Origin of the sequence: Corynebacterium hindlerae (assembly GCF_014117265.1) — a bacterium.
GTDB lineage: Bacteria > Actinomycetota > Actinomycetes > Mycobacteriales > Mycobacteriaceae > Corynebacterium > Corynebacterium hindlerae.
The window spans coordinates 2424282-2447171 of sequence record NZ_CP059833.1; the positions used below are offsets into that span (position 1 = coordinate 2424282).

Here is a 22890-nt window from a genome sequence, read left to right on the forward strand (position 1 = left end):
TGGGGATTAAAACATAAATTGAGACCTATGTCTCAGAGTTGGGTGTAGGTTGGTTGCATGAGTGCATTGAACTTTCGAATTGAAAAGACCTCCGCTCCGACCCCAGAGGCGGAGGTAGCGAAGATCCTGGAAAACCCGGGCTTCGGTAAGGCCTTCACTGACCACATGGTCACCATTGACTGGAACGCGGAGGAGGGCTGGCACAACGCGGCCGTCGTTCCGTACGCACCTCTCCAGATGGACCCAGCGACCACCGTTTTTCACTATGGCCAGGCGATCTTCGAAGGCCTCAAGGCGTACCGTCAGCCTGATGGTTCCATCGCGACGTTCCGCCCGGAAGCGAACGCCAAGCGCATGCAGGATTCTGCGCGTCGTATGGCAATGCCAGAGCTGCCGGTAGAGGACTTCATTGAGGCGGTACGTCAGCTGGTTGATATCGACCAAAATTGGGTCCCAGCTGCTGGCGGTGAGGAAGCCCTGTACCTGCGTCCCTTCATGATCTCCACCGAGGTCAGCCTGGGCGTACACCCAGCAAACGCCTACAAGTTCATGGTTATTGCCTCCCCGGCGGGCGCTTACTTCTCTGGTGGTATCAAGCCGGTCAGCGTGTGGCTGTGTGAAGACTATGTGCGGGCTGCTCCCGGTGGCACCGGTGCCGCGAAGTTCGCCGGTAATTACGCTGCTTCGCTGCTTGCCCAGGCGCAAGCCGTGGAAAAGGGCTGTGACCAGGTGGTGTGGCTTGACGCCATCGAGCACAAGTACATCGAAGAGATGGGTGGCATGAACCTCGCCTTCATTTACGGCGAAGGCGACAACGCCAAGCTGGTCACTCCGCAGCTCAGCGGTTCGCTGCTGCCTGGTGTGACTCGTGACTCCCTGCTGCAGGTCGCTCGCGACCTGGGCCTAGAGACTGAGGAGCGTCTGATCTCCACCGAGGAGTGGGAGAAGGCCGCGACGTCCGGTGAGATGTCCGAGGCTTTCGCCTGCGGTACCGCTGCCGTGATCACCCCGGTGGGCACCGTGAAGTCCGCACACGGTGACTTCCAGATCGCCGGCGCTAAGACCGGAGAGATCACCATGAAGCTGCGTGAAACCCTGACAGGTATCCAGCGCGGCGAAGTGGAAGACAAGCACGGCTGGAAGCACACCCTGGTTAGCTAGCAATCCCCAGCGTCACAGCGGCGACTGCAGCACCGACCTCAATGGCGGCTCCGATGCAGTCGCCGTTGAGTCCGTTAAAGCGGCGACTGCAGTGGCGGAGCAGCAGGAGGGCAGCCAGGGGCGTCGTGAAGCATGCAGCGACAGCGCCCCACGCAAGCTGCTTATCGACGCCCACTGCCACCAACACCACTGCCACACCAATAGCCACCACCCACGCGACGACCCACCACGCCTTCACCGTTCCGATGATGAGCTCCCCGAAACCGGTGGCAGAAAACGGGGAGAAGCTGCTGTGGCAGCCGATCGTGGCGCAAGCACGTGCGAGCATCGGTATCGAAGCAGCGAGGACAGCGGCGATCGGGCCCCAGTGATACAACGCTGTGAGGCCCGCTACCTGCGCTAACAGTGTCAACAGCACGGCCCCCATGCCGAGCGCCCCGGTATAGCGGTCACTTAAAATCTCTTGAGCTTTCTCCGGCGGGGCGTAGGAACCCAAGGCATCACCCACATCGCTGAGGCCATCGATGTGCATCATGCGAGAGCCCAACTCCCAGGCGATCACCGTCAGCGCGGCGACGAGGAATTCATGGCTGCCGAAGGCGAGCAGCGGGTAGGCAGTCACGGCTGACGTAAGACCCAACGCCAGGCCCGCGACCGGCAATCCCGCCATCGCGCGGGCACCGGTCACCCGGTCAAACGTGGACGCGCCCTGCACGGGCAAGACAGTTAACCAGCTCAGTGCCGTTGTTATGCCCTCGATGAGGGCGGGGCCGTGGGTGCCATCGCCGGAGTAGCCGGCCTTGCCGGACATCTAGTGGGCTTTAGAGACGCCAGCGGAGGCGAAGGTAGCCATATTCGCCATGATGTCCACAGATGCCTTCACCAGAGGCAACGCCGCCATCGCGCCGGAACCCTCACCGAGTCGCATGCCGTAATCCAGCAGTGGGGTGAGCTCCAGGTTTTGCAGCGCAAATTTGTGGGCCGGCTCCGCACCCTGGTGGCCTGCAATCCACCAGTTGCGGGCGCCAGGAGCAAGACGGGTGGCCCACAGCGCCGCGGAGGTGACCACAACGCCGTCCAGGATCACCGGGGTGCGACGGATCGATGCCTGTGCCAGGAAACCGGCCATCGCAGCAAGATCCGGGGAAGAAATTGCCTGCAGTACGCGGATCGGGTCATTGCGGAAATCTCGGACGCGGAACATCGCGTCCCGTACTATGGCAACCTTGCGCTTCCAACCCTCATCGTCGATACCGGTGCCACGGCCCACAACAGCAACGGGCTCGGTGCGGGTCGCAACACCAATCAATGCGGCAGCCGGAGTGGTATTACCGATGCCCAAATCGCCGGCCATGAGCAGGTCAGCGCCGGAATCTACCTCCTGGTCAGCGATGCGCTTACCGATCTCCAGCGCGCGCAGCACCTGCTCTTCAGTCATGGCGTCCTCCAGGTGGATCGCACCACAGGACCGGGACACCCGCTCTTCGCCCCATGCGTCGTGGTCCAGGGAAATATCGGCTACCCGCACACTCGCACCCGCTGACTCGGCGAGTACGGAAATAGCGGCGCCACCGGCCTCTATATTGGCCGCCATCTGCAGCGACACCTCGGAAGGGTACGCAGACACCCCATAGTTAGCAACGCCATGGTCGCCAGCGAAAATCACAATTCGAGGCCGCGTAATCGGCTTCGGTGGCACCTGCCCTTGGCACGCCGCGATCTGGACGCCGATCTGCTCCAATCGTCCCAAGGAACCCGCCGGCTTAGTGAGGGTGAGCTGGTACTCTTCAGCTTCCTTACGAGCAGTCAGGCTCGGCGTTTCCACGCGGGCGAAGATCTCGGCAGGTACCATCTGGTGACTCCTTCGTTGAAGAAATTAACTTTCGGATTTCAAGGTTAGCGGGATCCCAGCCACCACGAGGACGACCTCATCCGCCAACTCCGCCACGCGTGCATTCAGCCACCCCAATTCATCACGAAACAGCCGGCCAGCAGGCGTTTCCGGGATTACCCCCAGGCCAACCTCAGGGGTCACCAACACCACCCGGGCGGACGTGCGGTGCAGCGCAGCAAGCAGCTTATCGACGGCCGGAGCAATGAAGCCCCGTGGCCGCTCCCATGCCTGTGCCTGATCCAACTGGTGGGTCAGCCAGGTACCCAAATCATCCACGAGGATGTTGCCTTCTGGATGTGTAAGGAGGGCGTCGTGAAGCTCGGCGCTATCCTCGGTGACCCAATGGCTGGGGCGACGTTCCTGGTGCGCCCGGATGCGCGCAGCGAAATCCTCATCTCCTGGCCACGGGCGGGCTGTGGCCACATACAGCACCTCAGCCCCCGGCGGGAACAACGCCTCAGCCCAGGCAGACTTGCCGCTGCGCGCGCCGCCTAGGACCAGGGTGATCATTTACTTCTCGCCAACCGCAACACGAGGCTTTGGGGTACGCAGCTTACGCAGCTGAGACGCGCGGGAGTACGCGTAGAAACCGAGGCCAAACCCAGTTTCCGTCGTATCAGGGAACTTCTCGCGCACAGCTTTATTTGCGCGACGGCCAATGAAGATGCCCTCGACAAAGAACAGCACCATGATCACCATGGCAATCATCGACAACGTTGCGGCAATCTGCGGGTAAGACTGACCGATAAACATCACAATCAGCAGCAGCAACGCCACCGGCATGACGAGTTCGCTGAAGAAGCGGCGCGCGTCCACCCAATCACGCACGAATGCACGCACTGGGCCTTTATCGCGGGGGAGAAGGTAGCGCTCGTCGCCTCGATCCATCGCGGCCTGCGTTTCCTTAGCTCGCCTGTTCCGCTCCTCGCGCTGTTTCTTTTTGTACTCCTTCCACTCCTGCTTAGTCATGGACTCTTTCAACGCCTTCTCGCGAGCCTTCATCTCTTGGCGAGTTTCAGCTGGAGTAGCAGGCCCACGGCGAACGCCGCGCGCACGCTCAACCTCATTACGCTTCGGGGTGGGGCGACCCTTCTTCGGCGTATAACCCTTGGGAAGTTTTTCGTTATCTGGAGTACTCACGCCCTATAGGCTACCTTGTGGCATCCTTACGGGAACAAACTAGTATCACGTTGCGTTGGATTTGTGTACAAGTAACAAAAACCGAGTACCGTAGTGGCAAAAGTACAACGTTCCAAGGAGGAGCACCATGACCGCACCAGAAACCGCAACCGGAGTAATTCTGACTGACGCTGCTGCCGAAAAGGCAAAAGCACTCCTTGACCAGGAAGGTCGCGACGACCTTTCCCTTCGCATCGCAGTACAGCCAGGCGGCTGTGCGGGCCTGCGCTACCAGCTCTACTTTGACGACCGTGAACTTGATGGCGACAAAGTAGACGTTATCGGTGGCGTCCGCCTCGTCGTAGACAAGATGAGCGCCCCATACCTTTCCGGCGCCCGCATCGACTTCTCTGACACCATCGAGGCACAGGGCTTCACCATCGACAACCCTAATGCCTCTGGCTCCTGCGCCTGTGGTGACTCCTTCAACTAAAACGTTCCCCCCCGAAGCCTTACCGCGCCTGCACCAGCAGGGGCGGTTTTTGTTTGGTTCGCTTGCCATTTCCCTGCCGAGGCATTGGTCAGTACCGCTTGGTTAAGTAAAGAAAAGTGTGCCCGGTCGGCGTATTTGTGTTGTTACTTCACCCCTGGGTCTTTGGCCACGGCCCCTGAAGTTTCTTACTAAAACCCGGGAAGCATTCCCCGGATCTCGGACCCAAAACGGTGAAATAGCAAGTGTGAAGCCTAAAAAATCACCGAAACCCGGGGAATACTTCCCGGGTTTTGCAGTGTTAAGTAATACAAGTTGTGCCCGGCCGGCGTATCTCTAGCCGGACACTGGTGTGTTAATAGGCGGCTGGCATAGCCGTTGACGCAACAGAGCTGATCCGCGTGTTTCCTGGTTGCGTGGGTTTCGTTTGCCCAGGCAGACGGGGCATCGGGGTCGGTTTTGGTCACCGGAGTTAGGCAGCCGCACCTTTTAGCACAGGTGCGGCATCCCTCGCGGTATTGAACAAGATTTGTGGTTTCTTTAGGACCGAAACAATATACAGCACCTGTTTACATGCCCTGACCTGGCTTTACTGTGGAATTCAGGCACACATTTTGTCCCTTAACCCAAGGACGACCTGATATGTGAGCCCCTTCAAGCAAGTCCACAACCGGGAATAGCAGATGACACACCTTGCGGGTCAAGGAGCAAAAGGTGTGTCTGGTCAGCATACCGCTGCCCAGGCATTGTTGTTTCTTGATGGCCTGGTGTCGATGGTGTGTTGGCAACTGGCTAGGATAGCGTTCCAGGTGTCTCATCCCAGCGTATGAAGGGACGACCGGGGCCGGTTGGTAGAGAACGGTTGGTCGAGAAGTCGAGAGGAAGCGGCGTCAAACCTAAGCCTAGGTTGTCTTTTACTTGAACTCTCTACCAACCATTCTCTACCAACTTTTGTGGTCGTTTTTCCTGACAGTTGGGGCATCGCTTATTAGCCACCAGGATGAGTCAGTGATCAAACTTTGTGCGGTTAAAAGAACCAATAGGACTGACCTGGCTTACCACGGAATCTAGGAGCATTTCTTTGTCTTTAACCCCACTTTGCTGCTGAAATCAAAAAGCATCCCCCGCCTGTGAAAGGCCGGGGGATGCGACTTTCCGGTGGACGGTTAGCTCAGAACAACGTCTACGAAGTCAACGAAATCGTATGCGAGATCGACGAAGAAGTCGACGGTGTCCAGGATCCAGGATGGGTAGAAGGAGTAGGAAAGCAGATCGAGAGAAAGCGGGATCATTGGATGCTCCTTAAAAATTGTTGAATCTTCCTTGTACGGTCTCCTCCAGATTACCAAAACTTTAGGTTGCCCGGGGCAGCTATGAGAGACGTTACAGGGATACCGGGTAATCCTTCTCTTCGATTTTTGGGTCGATTCGGCCTTCCATGAAGATGCCGTGCCAGATCATGAAGGCAAGGACGGTCCACAGGCGTCGGGAGTGGTCGGACATACCGGCGCGGTGCTCGTTCAGCATCTCCAGAACAGCCTTCTTGTCAAAGATCCGCTCGGTTTGGGACTCGTTGATGGTGTCCTGGGCCCAGCCGAAGAGTTCATCGCCGGCGAGCCAATGGCGCATCGGTACTGGGAAACCGAGCTTCTTGCGGTGCAGGACGTGTTCCGGCACGATGCCTTCCATGGCCCGACGCAGTGCGTATTTGGTGGTGCCGTGGGAGATTTTCATGTCGTATGGGATTGATTCCGCGACATCGAAGACGACCTTGTCCAGGAACGGCACGCGCAGCTCCAGGGAGTTAGCCATGGTGATCTTGTCGGCCTTGACCAGGATGTCGCCGCGCATCCATGTGAACAGATCCAGGTGCTGCATGCGAGCCACGGGATCCATGTTTCGGGACTTGGCGTAGATAGGCGCTGTGACGTCCTTGTGGTCCCATTCGGGTTTCGCCCACGGAATCACCCGCTGGAGCTGCTCGAAGTTAAACGAGCGAGCATTGCCGTAGTAGCGTTCCTCCATGGTCATGGACCCGCGTTGTAGGAGAGATTTGCCCTTCATGCCGTCGGGAAGCAGTGCGCCGAGCTGGCCGAGACCACGTCGCAGCGGGGAAGGGATCTTCTCAAACGGGGCGAGGGACAGCGGTTCCTTATAGATGGTGTAGCCGCCGAAGAGCTCGTCGGAGCCTTCGCCGGACAGGACGACTTTGACGTGCTTGCGGGCCTCGGCCGCGACGAAGTAGAGCGGGACCAGGGACGGGTCGGCTACCGGATCGTCGAGGTACCACATGATTTTCGGGATCGCATTGGCATATTCCTCAGGCGAGACGACCTTCACGATGTGCTCTGCATCAATCGCAGCGGCCGACTCGGCAGCTACATCAACCTCGGAGTAGCCTTCGCGTTCAAAACCGGTGGTGAACGTCAGCAGGTTCGGATTGTGGCGCTTCGCCAGGGCAGCGATGGCCGTGGAATCAATGCCGCCGGACAGGAAAGAACCAACTGTGACGTCGGCACGCATATGCTTTTCGACGCTGTCCTCAAGCGCCTGAGCGATCCGCCGGAACAAATCTTGCTCGTTGCTGACCGGCTTGGTGCGAAATTGTGGCTCGAAGTAGCGCTGTGCCACGACGTTGCCGCCAGGCTTAACGACGGCAAAGCAGCCGGACTCTAGTCGTCGAATATCCGCGTGCAGCGATTCCGGTTCGGGGACGTACTGCAGATCCACATAGTGTTCAATTGCGCGCAAGTCCAAGTCATTGCTTAGGCCGATGGCAGGCCCCATGTCGAGGATGCACTTCTTTTCGGAGGCGAAGACGGTGCCAGCTGCGGTCGTCGTAAAGTAAAGAGGCTTGATTCCGAACTGATCGCGGGCGAGGAAGAGCTCCTCCTTCACCGTGTCCCAAATGGCAATGCCGAACATGCCACGCAGATGATTGACGACGTCGGTGCCCCAGTGGTGGTATCCCACCACGATGGTTTCGCCGTCGCCCTCAGTATTAAAGGAATAACCGAGGTCTTGTAGCTCTGCGCGGAGCTCCACATAGTTGTAGATTTCCCCGTTGAACGTCATTGCATAGCGGTCGGGCTGATCAGCGGGACCCCACTGCAGAGGCTGGTGAGCATGCTCAATGTCGATGATGGAGAGCCGGTTGAAACCGAAGACTGCGTGGGAATCGTGCCAGGTGCCGGCGTCGTCAGGCCCGCGGTGCCGCATGCAGGGGAGTGCGTGGCGGATCGCCGCGTCATAATCTTGGGCATTGCCAGAACTGGTCAACATGCCGAGAAGGCCACACATATGTCGAAATCCCCTTAAATGATTGAGGTAAAAAGTTAACACTGCAACTCTACGGACTTGGCCGAAAAAATGGCAGTGGCAGAGCCGAGACAAATAGAACATCAACCATTCGTAAGCCCCCGTTAGGGGAGCATAGAGTGTGAATTAGCTAACAGACATTTGCCCATGCTGGCGTTCCCACGTCGAGTAACACCTGTAGGCTGGCAAAACTCGAGCGTGGAACGACTAATCGGGTTAACCCCATTACATCCAAAAACATGGAAATCCCTGAGAAATGCGATATTCTGCACAGTTAGGAATGGGAACTTAGTGTCCTTAGGTTTGTGTGGAACAGGAAGGTAGACACACGTGGAACAGCGAAACAAGCGCGGTTTTCAACGTAAAGCGCTGCTCACAGGCGTACTTGGCGCAGGAAGCCTCGCACTTGCTGGTTGTGACGTAGCGCCACCAGAGAACGGATTCTTTGACGCACTGCGTATGGGTTGGCCAAAGGGCATCACTCCTGAAGCAACCGCAATGGGTAACTTCTGGGTTTGGGTCTGGGTTACCGCCTGGATCATCGGCATCATCATGTGGGCCCTGATGATCTACGCCATCGGCGCATTCTCTGCAAAGAAGGCAGCGAAGGCTGGTAAGGACGAATTCCCGAAGCAGCTTCAGTACAACGTTCCGTTGGAGTTGGTACTGACCATCATCCCGATCTTCATCGTGATGGCTTTGTTCTTCTTCACCGTCCCAACCCAGGACAAGGTTACTGCCTTGGACAAGGATCCAAAGGTTACCGTCGACGTCACCGCGTACCAGTGGAACTGGAAGTTCGGTTACGCCAACGTTGCACCGGAGTTCTCTCCAACCGGTTCTGAGTACTTCGGCATTGACGAAGAGCGTCAGGCTGCAGCAGAAGCATCCAAGATCGACGAAGCTTACATGGAAGAGCACGGTGTAGGTGGTCCAATCCACGGTAAGTCCAAGTCTGATGTCTCCTTCTTGCACTTCAACAAGATTGAGACCCTGGGCACTACCGACGAGGTACCAGTTCTGGTTCTCCCATCCCAGACCCCAATCGAGTTCAACCTCGCTTCCGCTGACGTTGCTCACTCCTTCTGGGTGCCAGAGTTCCTGTTCAAGCGTGACGCTTACCCTCACCCAGAGGCGAACAAGTCCCAGCGTGTGTTCCAGATCGAAAAGATCGAAAAGGAAGGCGCCTTCGTCGGTCGCTGTGCCGAAATGTGTGGCACCTACCATGCGATGATGAACTTCGAAATCCGCGTTGTATCTGCAGACAAGTTCAAGCAGTACATGGAGTTCCGTAACCAGAACCCACAGGCACCAAACTCTGAGGCGCTGAAGGCGATCGGTGAAGCTCCATACGCAACCTCCACCTCGCCATTCGTTTCTGGTCGCCTTGACACTCGCGATGGCAACAACACCGTCGACCTCAACGAAGCTGCTAAGTAAAAGGGAAGAGGCGTAACGAACCATGAAATCTAGCGCAAGAATCATGTACGGTCTCGGCACATTCCTGCTGATCATGACCGTCATCTACTTCGTAGCAACCACCAAGGTGTCCGACAGCGGCAACATCCAAGGCATCGAGTGGGCTGGTGGTACCGGCCTGGTGCTCGCGACTGGCCTGTGTGTCATGCTCGGCGGCTACTTCCACTTCACCGAACGTCGTATGGACCTGCTCCCAGAAGACTGGGAAGAAGCGGAAATTGAAGACGGAACCGGTATGCTCGGTTTCTTCAGCCCTGGTTCCATCTGGCCGGCTGTAATGTCCGGCGCTGTTGCAGTACTCGGCTTCGGCATTGTCTACATGCACTACTGGCTGATCGCCTTCGGCGCAATGCTGCTGATCTGGTCCGCAACCATGCTGAACCTGCAGTACGGCATTCCAAAGGAAAAGCACTAAAGTACCTTCCTAGAAAACGGCTCGCCCTGGTGGCGGGCCGTTTTTGTTTATGTTTCAGGTAAACCGTTGGGGGAGGGGGTCAACCCAAAGTTGTAAAAGTTGGAAGAATGTACGGTGTGGAATGTGAGATGAATCTCTTGCCGGGAACCGCCATTTTCCTGCCAACGGAAAAGTTATCGGATAAAGTAGTTGCGAGTTCTTTTGTTTGGGGAGGCAAAAGGCTGTGACAATCCCGTGACCTGCATAAAGGTGAGCGTCGGATGGTGGGGTGCTAAAGTTCCCGCGGGGGTAGAAAAACTTTTGAACTTTTTATCGGCGCTGTTTGTTGACGTGTGAAGTGCATTTACCCGCCGTGAGCGGGGGGTTCAAAGTGACTTAAGCGACGTAACCCGGCATACTAGAACGCGTGACGAGCGCAGTTGGAAATACAGGTATGGCAGCACCACAGCGTGTTGTGGCACTGAACCGACCAAACATGGTCAGTGTCGGCACGATTGTGTTCCTGTCTCAGGAATTGATGTTCTTCGCTGGCATGTTCGCGATGTACTTTGTATCTCGCGCAAACGGCCAGGGAGAAGCGTGGGATTGGGGTACTGGACACCTCAACGTTCCTTACGCATTGACTATCACCGTAATCTTGGTGTCTTCTTCTTTCACAGCCCAAGCAGGTGTCTTCGCAGCAGAACGCGGCGATGTATTCAAGCTTCGTATGTGGTACGCCCTTACGATTCTGCTCGGCGCGATCTTCTTGATCGGCCAGGCATACGAGTACATTCACCTCGTAGAGCACGGTCTGACGATTCAGAACTCCGTGTACGGCTCCGCTTTCTTCATTACGACCGGCTTCCACGCCGCACACGTCCTCGCGGGCGTGCTTGGCTTCGTGGTTGTCCTTCTTCGTATTGCGAAGTCAAAGTTCACCCCAGCACAGGCAACCGCAGCAATGGCAGTGTCCTACTACTGGCACTTCGTTGACGTTGTGTGGATCGGCCTGTTCGTAACCATTTACTTCATTCAGTAGGCCGTACCGGCCGAAATGTTCGGCCTACAGCCCTTCACTTTCCGTATACGAGTTTTAAGGGAAATGATGGATACCAACCCACAACAGCAGGAGTTAGCCGCTGAGAAGGCAACTGCTGCTAAGAAGGCCAAGAGCCGCCGGAAGATGCGTCGCACTGTCGCTGGCGCCGCAGCTCTGACACTGGGCCTTACCAGCGCGGGCTTCCTCGCCTCCGCTTTCACTCCAGATGCTCAGGTGGTTACCGCTGACGTTGATGAGAAGGCATTGGTCGCCGAGGGCAAGTCCCTGTACGACGTCGCCTGCATCACCTGCCACGGTGCCAACCTTCAGGGCCAAGAAGGCCGTGGCCCATCGCTGATCGGTGTTGGCGAGGGTGCTGTGTACTTCCAGGTTCACTCTGGTCGTATGCCAATGCTCCGCAATGAGGCACAGGCTGCCCGTAAGCAGACCCGCTACTCTGAGCACCAGACCTTGGCTATCGCAGCATACGTAGCTGCCAACGGCGGTGGCCCAGCTATCGTGAAGAACGAAGATGGCTCTATCGCCATGGAATCTCTTCGCGGTAAGAACTACGACGGTCAGATTGACCCAGCCGACGTGGCACGTGGCTCTGAACTGTTCCGTTTGAACTGTGCATCCTGCCACAACTTCACCGGTCGCGGTGGTGCACTGTCTTCCGGTAAGTACGCGCCTTACCTGGATCCTGCTAACGAGCAGGAGATCTACCAGGCAATGCTTACTGGCCCACAGAACATGCCTAAGTTCTCTGATCGTCAGCTGACGGAAGATGAGAAGAAGGACATCATTGCATTCATCAAGAATGCTAAGGAAACCCCTAGCCCAGGTGGTTACGCACTTGGTGGCCTCGGCCCAGTGGCTGAAGGCATGCTGATGTGGCTTATCGGTATCGCCGCAGTAATCGGCGCTGCTTTGTGGATTGGATCTCGCTCATGAGCAATAACGAAGTAAAGAAATACACCGCCAAAGAACTGGCCGGCATGTCCAATGAAGAGCTCGCTCGCCTCGGTACCGAGCTGGACGAAGTCACCGTTGCGTTCCGCAAGGAGCGTTTCCCGGTAGCAGGTGATCCCGCTGAGAAGCGTGCCGAGCGCGCTGTCACCATCTGGTTCGCTCTTGCTGCAATCTTCGCGTTGGCTTTCATGGCTATCTACATTTGGTGGCCATGGGAGTACAAGGGCCACGGCCAAGAAGGGCTCGGACTCTACTCCCTGTACACCCCACTGCTGGGTGTAACCATGGGATTGAGTATCCTTTCCCTGGGCTTCGGACTCACCCTCTTCCAGAAGAAGTTCATCCCTGAAGAGATTTCCGTTCAGCGCCGTCACGACGGCCCTTCCGAGGAAGTTGACCGTCAGACTCTCGTTGCACTGCTCAACGACTCTTGGGAGACCTCCACTCTTGGTCGCCGTAAGGTGCTTAAGGGCTTGGCTGGTACTTCCGCTGCTCTGGCAGGTCTCGCGATCATCTTCCCATTGGGTGGCATGATCAAGAACCCTTGGAAGAAGAACGAGGGCCCTCTGAACTACTTCGGTGACGGCACCCTGTGGACTTCCGGCTGGACCAAGGCCAACGAAGGCACCAAGGTGTACCTTGGTCGCGATACCTCCGCTATTGCGGAAAAGCATGGCGAGCACTACAGCACCGTTGGTGTTACCCGCCTCGTTCGTATGCGTCCGGAAGATCTTTCCGCTGCAGCTATGGAAACTGTGTTCCCGCTGTACGAAGAGGATGTCAACGATGGCGACAAGTATGACGAAAAGCGCGACGTGTACGAGATGCACATGCACTCCATTCACGGTCCACGCAACGCTGTCATGCTGATCCGTCTGCGTAGTTCTGACCAGGCTAAGGTTCAGGAGCGTGTCGGCCAGGAAGATTTCCACTACGGCGACTACTACGCATACTCCAAGATTTGTACGCACATTGGTTGCCCTACCTCTCTATACGAGGCACAGACCAACCGCATTCTCTGCCCTTGCCACCAGTCGCAGTTCGACGCACTGCGCTACGGCAAGCCACTGTTCGGACCGGCCGCCCGTGCTCTGCCACAGCTGCCAATTACCGTGGACGAAGAGGGCTACCTCGTCGCTGCAGGCAACTTCATCGAGCCTGTCGGCCCGGCATTCTGGGAGCGTAAGTCATAATGAGCAATAAACTCGCTGAAATTGGTAACAACGTTGACTCCCGGTACACCATCTCCGGTATGGTCCGTACCCAGATCAACAAGGTTTTTCCAACGCACTGGTCCTTCATGCTTGGTGAAATCGCACTGTACAGCTTCATTATCCTGTTGCTGTCCGGTATCTACTTGACCCTGTTCTTCGATCCTTCGATCACCAAGGTCATCTACGACGGTGCGTACGCTCCGCTCAACGGTGTGGAAATGTCCCGCGCCTACGAGACCGCACTGAACCTCTCCTTCGAGGTCCGCGGTGGCCTCTTTATCCGTCAGCTGCACCACTGGGCTGCACTGATGTTCGCAGTGTCCATCATGGTTCACATGATGCGCATCTTCTTCACCGGTGCTTTCCGACGCCCACGTGAAGCAAACTGGATCATCGGCTGCATCCTGCTGATCCTGTCCGTCGCCGAAGGCTTCATGGGCTACTCCCTGCCGGACGACCTGCTCTCCGGTGTTGGTCTGCGAATCATGTCCGCCATCGTTGTGTCCCTGCCAATCATCGGCACCTGGATGCACTGGGCAGTGTTCGGCGGCGACTTCCCATCCGACCTGATGCTGGATCGCTTCTACGTCCTGCACGTTCTGCTGATCCCAGGCATCATCCTGGCCCTGATCGCGGCACACCTTGCCATCGTGTGGTACCAGAAGCACACCCAGTTCCCTGGACCTGGTCGCGCGGAAAACAACGTCGTTGGCGTCCGTATTCTGCCAGTGTTCGCAGTGAAGTCTGTTGCCTTCGGTCTGTTCACTTTTGGTGTTCTGGCTCTGATGGCTGGTGTTACCACCATCAACGCCATCTGGAACCTTGGTCCATACAACCCAGCACAGGTTTCCGCTGGTTCCCAGCCGGACATCTACATGCTGTGGACTGACGGTGCAGCTCGTGTCATGCCAGCATGGGAGCTATACCCCGGCAACTACACTATCCCTGCAGTGTTCTGGGTAGCTGTGATGCTCGGTATCCTGGTTGTCCTACTCTTCGCCTACCCATGGATCGAAAAGAAGATGACCGGTGACGACGCCCACCACAACCTGCTGCAGCGTCCCCGCGACGTACCAGTTCGTACCTCGCTCGGTGCTATGGCGCTGATGTTCTACTTCCTCCTGACCCTGTCCGGCGGTAACGACCTCTTCGCCTATCACTTCCAGATCTCCCTGAACGCGATGACCTGGGTCGGTCGTATCGGTCTGATCATCCTGCCACCGATCACCTACCTGATCACTTACCGTATCTGTGTTGGTCTGCAGCGCTCCGACCGTGAGGTACTGGAGCACGGTATCGAAACCGGTGTTATTCACCAGCTGTCCAACGGTTCCTTCATCGAAGTTCACCAGCCTCTCGGCCCAGTGGACGAGCATGGTCACCCTATTCCGCTGCCATACGCTGGCGCGAAGGTGCCAAAGCAGATGAACGAACTTGGCTTCGCAGACTCCTTGAGCCACGGCTCTGCATTCAAGTCTGACTCCGCTGACATCGTTGCAAGCAAGAACGCAATCGCACACGAGAACCACGAGGAAGAAGTTCAGATGTTCGAGGCGCTGCAGAAGCGCACCCGCGCAGAAGACGAAGAAAACGGCCTGTAAGCCGCTTCGGCTGTAGCTCGTAACAAAATAGGCCCTACCAGCTTGGTGGGGCCTATTTTGTCGCTTAACGCAGTAATCAGCGCAAATCAAGCGTACCGATGGGACGATTCAAGCCCGAAAAATCCCATCCGTACGCTTGATTTCGTACCTGCCCCCTGTGTGCCAACCTGATTGTGAGTCAATCACACAAGGAAAGTAGGCAGGTTATGTCTTTAGTTGGATTAACCGCACAGCAAAAGATCGATTTGATCACCGAGTACCTCGGGCTACCGTATGGAACCAAAGCCGCATGGCAGAAAAAGCATGGCCTTAGCTCCAAGCACATGACACAGCTGAAGTACCAGTATTTCGCTGGTGACCTTGACCGGGGGCTTACTCCAAGGACAATGGAGGGCATGACTGACATTCCCTCCGCTAGACAATTGCAGCTGGAAAAAGAAATTGCCGCACGAGATAAGCAGATCGCTGATCTGTCCGCCGAGTTGGAGAAAGCCCGCAAGGTAAATGATGTGCTGGGAAAAGCTATCAAGCTCGTGGAAAAATTCTCCGAGCACGCACCAGCCACCCCGACCACGCCGCCTTCATCGAAGAAGAACACACCCTCGTCACGGCCCTGATCCCGCTGGTGGGATCGCAGAACAAAGCCCTTAAACTACTGGGGATTTCTACCGGTAGTTGGCACAATCGCATCTATGGTGACAACCGCAAAACCACTGATCCGATCCCGCAGAAACACCGAGTGCAACCACAGGCGTTAACCCCTGAAGAGGTCGAGCGGATCGAAAAGGAAATCAGTGCTGGGTGGGAGCGGAATCTATCGACTCAGCAGGTGTGTATCGAGTGCACCGACTCCGGTGAGCATTTAGGGTCGTTGCGCACGTTTGAGCGTATCGCCGCTAGGATGCGTGCCCGTGATGGTATCAGTGCGAAGCCTCGGGCCAAGCGTGGTGCCCGGGCGGTGCCGGTCGTGGTGGCTGATCGGCCTGATGCTGCGTGGAGTTGGGATATTAATGATCTGCCGTCACCGTGGGTGGGTGTTCATTTTAAGGCGTATGCGGTTACCGATATTTACTCACGAAAGATCGTGGCGCATCGGGTGGAGCTAAAGCAGTGTAAGGATCTGGCGGCGCAGATGTTTCAGCAGGCCTTTGCCCAGGCTATACCTGGTGTTGTGCATGCTGATAATGGGGCTGCGATGATTGCGGGCACGACGAAAAAGACGTTGAAAGCTTATGGTGTGACACCGTCGTATTCTCGTCCGAGGGTGTCTAACGATAATCCGTTTTTTTGAGGCGGTGTTCGCCACGATCAAGACGGATGAGCGGTATCCCGGTGTGTTTCACAGTCTTGAGGGGGCCAGGCAGTGGTTTGACCGGTGGGTGAGTTGGTACAACAACGAACACAAGCATACGAGGATTGGTTTTTATACTCCTGCGCAGGTCTATGACGGTACGTGGAGTAGGGCGTGGTGCGTTAGGCAGCGATCGCTTGATCGGTACTACGAGAAAAATAGGTGCAGGTTCCGGAAATGGCCCACGGCGCCGATGCCTAAGGCCGTTGAGGGAATCAATCTGACGGTGTTAAAAACCGCATAAAAAGGGAATCAGTTAGTGACTCACAACAGGTTGACAACCACCGGCCCTGACAAATTCACTGGAACTGAACTACTGCCGAATGACTCGGTCTGTGGTGTTATTGCTGTGAGTCATGGGAAGTATGTGACCACCAATTATATAGAGTGACCCAAATCACAAAAAGAATTCTCGGGCAATTTGCGGGCTAGGGTAGTGCAACATTTTTTCCGGCCTCGTCGTTAAATCGCCAGGTAGAGTACGGTATTGCTGACAGGTGTGCAATCCGCAGCTTTGCGGGAAATTCGGGACGCAGGTGTGACGCAGGTTTGATAACAGTCATATAACGGCGCTTGTTCGGCGCGTGCGTTGGACATGGGGTGTGTCCATTTCGTAATCTGTTCGAGACATTACGGGCAATGCCAATTGTTATTTGGCTGTTACCTGGAATACAAACCGAAATAATGCCTAATCGAGGAAGCGTACTAGCTGAATCGAACCGGGGAACCATCATCGTCTGGGGTGAACCACTGCGAGAGCCGCTCAGGTGGAGCAAGTGGAGGAAGCTTCCGTTTCCTAATCCGTCAGCTAACCCGGTCGGCGCAAGGGAAGATTTGGAGAATATTCATGGGTAAGCACACCCGCCGGAACACGAACATTGCTACCAAGGCTACCGCGTCTGCTGTTGCTGTAGGCGCAGCGGTTTCTCTCGCGCAGCCAGCAGAGGCTGCACCAGTCGTTATTCCTAACACTGGCCTGACTGTGGAGATCCCAGGTCTGGAAAATGTTCCGAATCTAGCAGCCATTCCTGGCGCTCAGGACTTTGTTCCAGGGCTGGCTGGCCAGGCTGGTGACGTTAACTTTGGTGCTGTCGATGCTGCAGCGGCTCTGGGTACCTCCTCTCAGGCGCCCACCGGGCAGGCAATCGTGGACGCTGCTCGCAGCAAGATTGGTTCCCCATACGTCTACGGTGCAACTGGCCCTAATGCCTTTGACTGCTCTGGCCTGACCTCCTGGGCGTACGCTCAGGTGGGCAAGTCCATCCCTCGCACCTCCTTTGCTCAGGCTGCTGAAGGTGCTCAGGTTTCCCGTGACCAGCTTCGGCCTGGCGACATTATCGCCTTCTACGGTGGCGCTTCTCATGTCGGCATCTACACCGGTAACGGTACCGTCATTCACGCAATCAATGAAGGTACGCCACTTTCTGAGTCTCCAATCGACTACATGCCGTACCACTCTGCAGTGCGCTTCTAAAAGTGCGCTAGATCAATAGGGTTAGTCCGAATGGTTTCCGGACTGACCTTTTTGCGTTTAGGAAACTCTCAGCTTTTGGGCTGGATTTTTAAATCTGATTAAGGTAGGGTTAGTGGCTAGTAGTCTGGCGTACCCCGGCCGGAACAGAGATGAAAAGGGCTCCCACCAGTGTTTTCTCCGCACCTTCGTCGTGCTGTCCTAGCGGCAATCATTGCTACCACTTCAACCGTAACCGTCGCGGTCTCCCCGCACGCTATCGCTGAACCTGCAGTTCCTGCTGCTGCGCCTGCAACGATGGATGACCTGATGAAGGAACTTGGCGAATCCTCTGAGCAGGTATCAGCGCAGAACGAGGAATTCAAGCAACTGCAGGAAGATATCAAGGCCAAGGAATCTGAGCTGGAAGGCATCAAGCAACGTGCCAAGGATGCGACTGCGGCGGGGGAGCGCGCTCGAGAAGAAGAAAAGGTGGCTAAGGAAGTCGTCGATAAGCTTGCTGCTTCCAAATACCGCGGTTCCATGCGTGACCCGCTGACCACCATCATCAACGCTGAGGGGCCTCAGAATGCGATTGATCGTTCGGCATACATGTCTGGGTATGTTCGCAAGGCGAAGGCTGCTTTGGCGACGCAGCGGGAAAAGTCTGCGGAGGCTGGCCGTTTGCTCAGTGAGGCAGCTCGCCTCCAAGCGGAATCGCAGTACAAGATTAATGAACTGGCTGCCCGCAAGGTCCAGCTGGAAAAGCAGGACAAGGAGCTGCAAGACCGGATCCGGGACATCAAGGCGCGTATCGATGCGCTGAGCCCAGCCGACCGCCAGGCGTGGGAAAACAAGAACGGTCCTGTCGCATACGACCTGGTCGGCGTGACGTCCACCAACGCAGACGGAATGAAGGCCTTGGAAGCGGCGATGACCAAGCTTGGTGCGCCGTACGGTTGGGGAGCAACCGGCCCGGATGTTTTCGACTGCTCTGGTCTAGTCGTCTGGTCCTACGCACAGCAGGGCAAGACGGTGCCTCGCACGTCTCAGGCGCAGATGGCTGGCGGTACGCCGGTGAGCCGGGAGGATCTGCAGCCCGGTGACGTGGTCGGTTTCTACCCAGGTGCTACCCACGTGGGCATTTACGCTGGCAACGGCAAGGTGGTGCACGCGTCTGACTACGGCATCCCGCTGCAGGTGGTGGGCATGGATTCTATGCCGTTCTACGGGGCGCGTCGTTACTAGCTAAGCTTTTGACTCATGCCCCGAGTCTTAGTCGTGACGAATGACTTCCCGCCGACTGTTGGCGGGATTCAGTCGTATGTGAGGGATTTCCTGGCGACGCTTCCTCCCGAAGAGGTTGTTGTCTTTGCTTCCACGCAGGATTCACCTGCTGCTGCGGCGTGGGATAGGCAAGCGCCGTACCGTGTAATCCGGTGGCCTCATCGAATAATGCTGCCGACCCCCGGGGTGGCAGCTGAAATGCGGCGGCTCATCCGGCACGAGCAGATTGAAGTGGTGTGGTTCGCCGCTGCTGCGCCCCTCGCAGTGCTGGCCTCCGCTGCGAAACGAGCCGGGGCGACGCGGGTGGTGGCGTCGACGCATGGGCACGAAGTGGGGTGGTCGATGCTGCCGGGCGCGCGCCAGGTATTGCGCCTCATTGGCTCCCAGTGCGACGCCGTGACCTACATTTCCAAATACACGCTGCGCCGATTCCGACGGGCTTTCGGTCGCCACACGAATTTTGTGTATCTGCCGTCGGGCGTAGACGCTGCAGCTTTCCGACGCCCCGTCCCCGCCACCCTCGACCCCGCTGAGCTGACGGTGACTTGTATATCCAGACTGGTTCCCCGCAAAGGCCAGGACTCCCTCCTCGCCGTGTGGTCGCAGCTCCAAGCGAAGCATCCTACTGCGCGTCTGGTGATCGTGGGGGAGGGGCCCTACGAATCAAAGCTACAGAAGCAGGCGGAGGGTCTGAACAATGTGTGCTTTACGGGGCGGGTGAGCGATGCAGAGCGCCTGCGGTGGCTGCACGCATCTGATATTTTCGCCATGCCGGCGCGCACCCGTGGCGGGGGCCTTGATGTCGAAGGGCTGGGCATTGTGTACCTCGAGGCACAAGCGGCGGGAATCCCAGTGATAGCGGGCGATTCCGGGGGAGCGCCCGAGACCGTCACTGCAGAGTCAGGCATCGTTGTGCCTGGCCGGGACAGGCAGGCTCTTGAAAATGCCCTGGACGCGCTGCTTTCCGACGTCCAACTCCGCACCCGCATGGGCGCCGCCGGCCGTGCTCATGTGCTGCAGCACTGGACATGGGAGCACAAGGGCGCAGATTTCGCCCAAGTCCTAGGGATGACGTGACGGAAGATATACTAAGTTTTTACCCTGCGGAAAAGGAGCTGGCTTGAATACCCCGGTAGCCATCGGTTTCGATATCGGCGGTACAAATGTGCGTGCCGCTGCCATTACCGCAACCGGCACAATCATTGACCGTGAGCACAAGCAGTCTCACGGCGAAGCCGCCAGCATGGAGGATGCTATCGTCGCGATGACCCAAACGCTTTCCTCTCGGCACGAGGTTGCTGCAGTGGGGATTGCTGTCGCCGGGTTCCTCGATGAACATCGCCAGAATGTACGCTTCGCGCCACACCTGCCCTGGCGAGACGCTCCCTTGCAACAGCGCTTGTCGCAGCGCCTTGGCATTCCCGTCTCGCTGGAACACGACGCTAATTCCGCAGCACGAGCTGAAGCAGCGTTCGGCGCTGCTCAGCAGGCAGACACCTGGGCTTTTATTTCTATCGGGACCGGTATCGGTGGTGCAGTGATGACGGGCGGTGAGATTTATCGCGGCGCGTTTGGCACTGCCCCGGAGATTGGGCATCTCCCAGTAGTGCCTGGTGGCAGGCCCTGCCCGTGTGGGAAACGCGGCTGCCTTGAGCGATACTGCTCCGGGACTGCACTCGCGGCGACCGCGCAAGAGATCGCCGTGGCTGAAGGAGCCCCAGAACAGCTGTGGACAGGCGAAAGCGTGATCGCGGCGGCACGGGCAGGAAACAGCATCGGAAAGCGAGCAATCGTGGAGTTTTCCTCCTGGCTCGGCGTGGCGCTGTCCATCATGAGCGATATGTTTGATCCGGAGCTCATCGTAATCGGGGGCGGAGTCGCCCAAAATCACGACTTGTTCCTGGTTGACGGCGTCGAGAAGGCCCGTGGCCTGGTCGTCGGGGCAGGGCACCGGCCGTTCCCACAGGTGGTACCAGCAGCGCTCGGGGCCGATGCCGGAATGATCGGTGCCGCGCACCTCGCGCTGACGGAATCTCGCCAAGACACGGCGCGATAACTGCCTCCACAGCCATGTGGCGCCATGTAAAGTGGAACGGGTTACAACAACAGATCGGAAGGCCGAAGCGACGATGCAGAATAAGTGGTACTGGACGTTCAAGAATATTCTTTTTGGCCCACTACTGCGCGTGTACAACAGGCCGAGCATCACCGGGCTGGACAACATCCCAGCCTCTGGTGGCGTGATCCTTGCATCCAACCATCAAGCCGTGATGGATTCTTTCTATCTTCCGTTGCTGTGTCCACGTCAGATCCAGTTCCCGGCGAAGCAGGAATACTTTATCGGGGAAGGGTTCGTCGGAAAGCTGCAAAAGTGGTTCTTCACTAGCGTGGGGCAAATTCCGATCGACCGCAGCTCGGGCGACACGGCGCAAGCTGCGATGGAGGCTGGCAAGAAGGTCGTCGAAAATGGTGACGTGTTCGGAATCTACCCGGAAGGGACGCGTTCCCCTGACGGTCGCATTTACCGTGGTAAGACCGGAGTCGCTCGAATCGCGTTTGCGACTGGTGCCCCTGTGGTTCCGGTGGCAATGATCGGATCGCGTAACGCCAACCCCATCGGATCGTGGGTGCCTCGCCCCGCGAAAGTGCGGATTAATGTGGGGGCGCCGATCGATCCCCTCAAGTTCGCGCGTGACCGTGGCATCGACCCGGAAAGCTACGAAACTCTACGGGCATTCACTGACCATGTAATGCACACGCTCGCTGATCTAGCAGGGAAGCCTTACGTTGATGTGTACGCTGCAGAGGTGAAGAAATCACTCGAGGCTGGGCTCGGGTACCCACCCAACGCACTGCCCGAATAACACCTAACTTTTGCTTACCTGTTGCTTCGTTGGGTAAGCTGTCCTTTCGTGCATGGCACGTGCAAGTTGCCACGAGGGCACGCGACTAACGGAAGTGAATGAAGGTAGCTGTGGAAAAGAAGCAGTATTTGGAATGGCCGGATGCTGCCCGAGGGCTTTCAATCTTGGGAGTTCTTTTCCTACACGCCACCCTGGCTGTGCCAAACGGCGAATTCAGCCTCCCCGCTCGGATCAACGAGTTTTTGGACCCCATGCGCATGCCACTGTTTTTTGTGGTCAGTGGCTTTCTAGCTGCCAAGGTCCTCCACTTTTCGCTTCGGGAGCTACTGTTCAAGCGTCTGTGGTTCATCGGTCTGCCTTACTTCATGTGGGCTCCCGTGGAACTATGGCTCAAATACCGCGAATGGCACCACTTCCTCGATGACAAAGCCCCCACCCTTGAGATGGTGCTGGATGCCACCAAGGAAGGCGCGAATCTGCTGTGGTTCCTGTACTGCTTGGTCATCGTGACCGCGTTCGCTTGGATCACCCGGAGACTCTCCACACCGTGGGCCCTAGCCGTCAGCTTTGTGCCGCTGGTGTTTCTCCTGATCCCAGAGCGCCCCATCATTGTTAACCACGTGATGTTGTACCTGCCGATCTTCATGGTTGGTGTGCGGCTGAAGTCGCTCATCATTAGCTTCACCGAACACATCTTCCACCCACTGAGCCTGGCAGCCACAGCCGTGACCTGGTGGATGTACTTGGAACTGCACAACATCTGGCTGACGAAGTGGAGCGTCGATTTCCAGGGGTGGTTGCTGCCTGGGCACGTGGTCCTTAGCTTTGATGACTCGGAACTCGTTGTACGCCTGGTACTGCGGATCCTCGCGCTTCCGGCCGCACTGACGCTAGCGGTGCTGCTCACCAAGATTCCTGGCGTGTTCCCGCTCCTACGGTTCTTCGGACGCAACACCTTGGTGCTGTACATTGGGCACGGATTCGGCCTGACCTTGCTGTTTAACTACCAGTTCCTGTTCAGCGGACTGCCATTTGAACTGGGCGCAACTAACCCGCTGCATAACACGACGGTGTGGGTGTGGGCCTGCGTCGCCTTCAGCTTGATTGGTGGTGCCGCTTTCCACGGGATTTCTCGCATTCCGGTTCTGGGTTGGACCGTCAAGCCACCAGCGGTCTACCACCAGTTGGTTAGCACCAAGGCCCCAGCGCAAGCTCGTTCCGCGCACCGGCTACTGTTGAAGTAACTTGCGTGTA

Annotated in this window: 23 protein-coding genes and 1 riboswitch; of the genes, 17 read left to right on the forward strand and 6 right to left on the reverse strand. The window is 57.1% G+C overall.

Annotation, left to right across the window (positions count from 1 at the left end):
- Positions 1 to 57 precede the first annotated feature (57 nt).
- A complete protein-coding gene (locus HW450_RS11700; protein WP_182385786.1) occupies positions 58 to 1161 on the forward strand; it encodes a branched-chain amino acid aminotransferase in 1104 nt (367 codons plus the stop codon).
- Here HW450_RS11700 and HW450_RS11705 read toward each other — a convergent pair.
- The 4 genes from HW450_RS11705 to HW450_RS11720 are packed head-to-tail and all read right to left on the reverse strand — an operon-like array spanning position 1154 to position 4195.
- On the reverse strand, positions 1154 to 1972 hold the full coding sequence (locus HW450_RS11705) for an adenosylcobinamide-GDP ribazoletransferase (RefSeq protein WP_182385787.1): 819 nt from the start codon (positions 1970 to 1972) through the stop codon (positions 1154 to 1156). The two genes, HW450_RS11700 and HW450_RS11705, sit on opposite strands and share 8 nt — an antisense overlap.
- Complete coding sequence (cobT, locus tag HW450_RS11710) at positions 1973 to 3013, reverse strand: nicotinate-nucleotide--dimethylbenzimidazole phosphoribosyltransferase (RefSeq protein ID WP_182385788.1); 1041 nt, start codon at positions 3011 to 3013, stop codon at positions 1973 to 1975. It lies immediately after the preceding gene.
- A gap of 24 nt (positions 3014 to 3037) precedes the next feature.
- Entirely contained in the window at positions 3038 to 3565 is a 528-nt protein-coding gene (gene cobU / locus HW450_RS11715) for a bifunctional adenosylcobinamide kinase/adenosylcobinamide-phosphate guanylyltransferase (RefSeq protein WP_182385789.1), read from the reverse strand.
- Positions 3566 to 4195, reverse strand: coding sequence for a DUF3043 domain-containing protein (locus HW450_RS11720; protein WP_182385790.1), 630 nt, complete (start codon positions 4193 to 4195; stop codon positions 3566 to 3568).
- 127 nt (positions 4196 to 4322) lie between these two features.
- Between HW450_RS11720 and HW450_RS11725 the strand changes: the two genes are divergently transcribed.
- Positions 4323 to 4667 carry a HesB/IscA family protein gene (locus HW450_RS11725; RefSeq protein ID WP_182385791.1) on the forward strand — a complete coding sequence of 115 codons (345 nt, stop codon included), beginning with the start codon at positions 4323 to 4325 and terminating at the stop codon, positions 4665 to 4667.
- Between the two features lie 1163 nt (positions 4668 to 5830).
- Here the strand turns inward: HW450_RS11725 and HW450_RS13165 are convergent.
- Positions 5831 to 5956 carry a hypothetical protein gene (locus tag HW450_RS13165; RefSeq protein WP_269149329.1) on the reverse strand — a complete coding sequence of 42 codons (126 nt, stop codon included), beginning with the start codon at positions 5954 to 5956 and terminating at the stop codon, positions 5831 to 5833.
- A 91-nt stretch (positions 5957 to 6047) separates the two neighbouring features.
- Entirely contained in the window at positions 6048 to 7964 is a 1917-nt protein-coding gene (gene asnB / locus HW450_RS11730) for an asparagine synthase (glutamine-hydrolyzing) (protein ID WP_182385792.1), read from the reverse strand.
- A 348-nt stretch (positions 7965 to 8312) separates the two neighbouring features.
- Here asnB and ctaC point away from each other — a divergent pair, with 348 nt between their 5' ends.
- The 15 genes from ctaC to HW450_RS11805 all read left to right on the forward strand — a co-directional run bounded on the left by ctaC (position 8313) and on the right by HW450_RS11805 (position 22880).
- Positions 8313 to 9422, forward strand: a complete 1110-nt coding sequence (ctaC, locus tag HW450_RS11735) for an aa3-type cytochrome oxidase subunit II (protein ID WP_182385793.1) — start codon at positions 8313 to 8315, stop codon at positions 9420 to 9422.
- 22 nt (positions 9423 to 9444) lie between these two features.
- On the forward strand, positions 9445 to 9876 hold the full coding sequence (gene ctaF / locus HW450_RS11740) for an aa3-type cytochrome oxidase subunit IV (protein ID WP_182385794.1): 432 nt from the start codon (positions 9445 to 9447) through the stop codon (positions 9874 to 9876).
- Positions 9877 to 10282: 406 nt separating this feature from the next.
- Positions 10283 to 10897, forward strand: coding sequence for an aa3-type cytochrome oxidase subunit III (ctaE, locus tag HW450_RS11745; protein ID WP_182385795.1), 615 nt, complete (start codon positions 10283 to 10285; stop codon positions 10895 to 10897).
- 63 nt (positions 10898 to 10960) lie between these two features.
- On the forward strand, positions 10961 to 11851 hold the full coding sequence (qcrC, locus tag HW450_RS11750) for a cytochrome bc1 complex diheme cytochrome c subunit (protein ID WP_182385796.1): 891 nt from the start codon (positions 10961 to 10963) through the stop codon (positions 11849 to 11851).
- The gene (gene qcrA, locus HW450_RS11755) at positions 11848 to 13062 is read left to right on the forward strand and encodes a cytochrome bc1 complex Rieske iron-sulfur subunit (protein WP_182385797.1); all 1215 of its coding nucleotides are present in this window, start codon (positions 11848 to 11850) and stop codon (positions 13060 to 13062) included. Before qcrC ends, qcrA begins: the two co-directional genes overlap by 4 nt.
- Complete coding sequence (qcrB, locus tag HW450_RS11760) at positions 13062 to 14684, forward strand: cytochrome bc1 complex cytochrome b subunit (protein WP_182385798.1); 1623 nt, start codon at positions 13062 to 13064, stop codon at positions 14682 to 14684. Before qcrA ends, qcrB begins: the two co-directional genes overlap by 1 nt.
- Before the next feature lie 206 nt (positions 14685 to 14890).
- Positions 14891 to 15301 (forward strand): hypothetical protein, encoded by a 411-nt coding sequence (locus HW450_RS11765; RefSeq protein ID WP_182385799.1) that lies wholly within the window; start codon positions 14891 to 14893, stop codon positions 15299 to 15301.
- An 8-nt stretch (positions 15302 to 15309) separates the two neighbouring features.
- Positions 15310 to 15975: a DDE-type integrase/transposase/recombinase gene (locus tag HW450_RS11770; protein ID WP_182385800.1), complete on the forward strand. Its 666-nt coding sequence runs from the start codon at positions 15310 to 15312 to the stop codon at positions 15973 to 15975.
- Between the two features lie 43 nt (positions 15976 to 16018).
- Entirely contained in the window at positions 16019 to 16279 is a 261-nt protein-coding gene (locus HW450_RS13260) for a hypothetical protein (protein WP_407926310.1), read from the forward strand.
- A 431-nt stretch (positions 16280 to 16710) separates the two neighbouring features.
- Positions 16711 to 16871, forward strand: a riboswitch (cyclic di-AMP (ydaO/yuaA leader).
- 11 nt (positions 16872 to 16882) lie between these two features.
- A complete protein-coding gene (locus tag HW450_RS11780) occupies positions 16883 to 17509 on the forward strand; it encodes a C40 family peptidase (RefSeq protein ID WP_182385802.1) in 627 nt (208 codons plus the stop codon).
- Between the two features lie 168 nt (positions 17510 to 17677).
- Complete coding sequence (locus HW450_RS11785) at positions 17678 to 18733, forward strand: C40 family peptidase (RefSeq protein WP_182385803.1); 1056 nt, start codon at positions 17678 to 17680, stop codon at positions 18731 to 18733.
- A 15-nt stretch (positions 18734 to 18748) separates the two neighbouring features.
- Positions 18749 to 19849 (forward strand): glycosyltransferase family 4 protein, encoded by a 1101-nt coding sequence (locus HW450_RS11790; RefSeq protein WP_182385804.1) that lies wholly within the window; start codon positions 18749 to 18751, stop codon positions 19847 to 19849.
- A 43-nt stretch (positions 19850 to 19892) separates the two neighbouring features.
- On the forward strand, positions 19893 to 20828 hold the full coding sequence (locus HW450_RS11795) for an ROK family protein (protein WP_182385805.1): 936 nt from the start codon (positions 19893 to 19895) through the stop codon (positions 20826 to 20828).
- A gap of 73 nt (positions 20829 to 20901) precedes the next feature.
- On the forward strand, positions 20902 to 21636 hold the full coding sequence (locus tag HW450_RS11800; RefSeq protein WP_182385806.1) for a lysophospholipid acyltransferase family protein: 735 nt from the start codon (positions 20902 to 20904) through the stop codon (positions 21634 to 21636).
- Between the two features lie 98 nt (positions 21637 to 21734).
- A complete protein-coding gene (locus tag HW450_RS11805) occupies positions 21735 to 22880 on the forward strand; it encodes an acyltransferase family protein (RefSeq protein ID WP_182385807.1) in 1146 nt (381 codons plus the stop codon).
- The last annotated feature ends 10 nt before the right edge of the window (positions 22881 to 22890 follow it).

What these genes read in the sequence shown, in the direction of transcription:
- qcrA (WP_182385797.1), top strand. Translation starts at nt 11,848, where the DNA reads ATGAGCAATAACGAAGTAAAGAAATACACCGCCAAAGAACTGGCCGGC.
- HW450_RS11790 (WP_182385804.1), top strand. Translation starts at nt 18,749, where the DNA reads ATGCCCCGAGTCTTAGTCGTGACGAATGACTTCCCGCCGACTGTTGGC.
- asnB (WP_182385792.1), bottom strand. Translation starts at nt 7,964, where the DNA reads ATGTGTGGCCTTCTCGGCATGTTGACCAGTTCTGGCAATGCCCAAGAT.
- HW450_RS11705 (WP_182385787.1), bottom strand. Translation starts at nt 1,972, where the DNA reads ATGTCCGGCAAGGCCGGCTACTCCGGCGATGGCACCCACGGCCCCGCC.
- ctaF (WP_182385794.1), top strand. Translation starts at nt 9,445, where the DNA reads ATGAAATCTAGCGCAAGAATCATGTACGGTCTCGGCACATTCCTGCTG.
- HW450_RS11765 (WP_182385799.1), top strand. Translation starts at nt 14,891, where the DNA reads ATGTCTTTAGTTGGATTAACCGCACAGCAAAAGATCGATTTGATCACC.
- qcrC (WP_182385796.1), top strand. Translation starts at nt 10,961, where the DNA reads ATGATGGATACCAACCCACAACAGCAGGAGTTAGCCGCTGAGAAGGCA.
- cobU (WP_182385789.1), bottom strand. Translation starts at nt 3,565, where the DNA reads ATGATCACCCTGGTCCTAGGCGGCGCGCGCAGCGGCAAGTCTGCCTGG.
- HW450_RS11800 (WP_182385806.1), top strand. Translation starts at nt 20,902, where the DNA reads ATGCAGAATAAGTGGTACTGGACGTTCAAGAATATTCTTTTTGGCCCA.
- HW450_RS11805 (WP_182385807.1), top strand. Translation starts at nt 21,735, where the DNA reads ATGAAGGTAGCTGTGGAAAAGAAGCAGTATTTGGAATGGCCGGATGCT.
- HW450_RS11725 (WP_182385791.1), top strand. Translation starts at nt 4,323, where the DNA reads ATGACCGCACCAGAAACCGCAACCGGAGTAATTCTGACTGACGCTGCT.
- HW450_RS11780 (WP_182385802.1), top strand. Translation starts at nt 16,883, where the DNA reads ATGGGTAAGCACACCCGCCGGAACACGAACATTGCTACCAAGGCTACC.
- HW450_RS13165 (WP_269149329.1), bottom strand. Translation starts at nt 5,956, where the DNA reads ATGATCCCGCTTTCTCTCGATCTGCTTTCCTACTCCTTCTACCCATCC.
- cobT (WP_182385788.1), bottom strand. Translation starts at nt 3,013, where the DNA reads ATGGTACCTGCCGAGATCTTCGCCCGCGTGGAAACGCCGAGCCTGACT.
- HW450_RS11700 (WP_182385786.1), top strand. Translation starts at nt 58, where the DNA reads ATGAGTGCATTGAACTTTCGAATTGAAAAGACCTCCGCTCCGACCCCA.
- qcrB (WP_182385798.1), top strand. Translation starts at nt 13,062, where the DNA reads ATGAGCAATAAACTCGCTGAAATTGGTAACAACGTTGACTCCCGGTAC.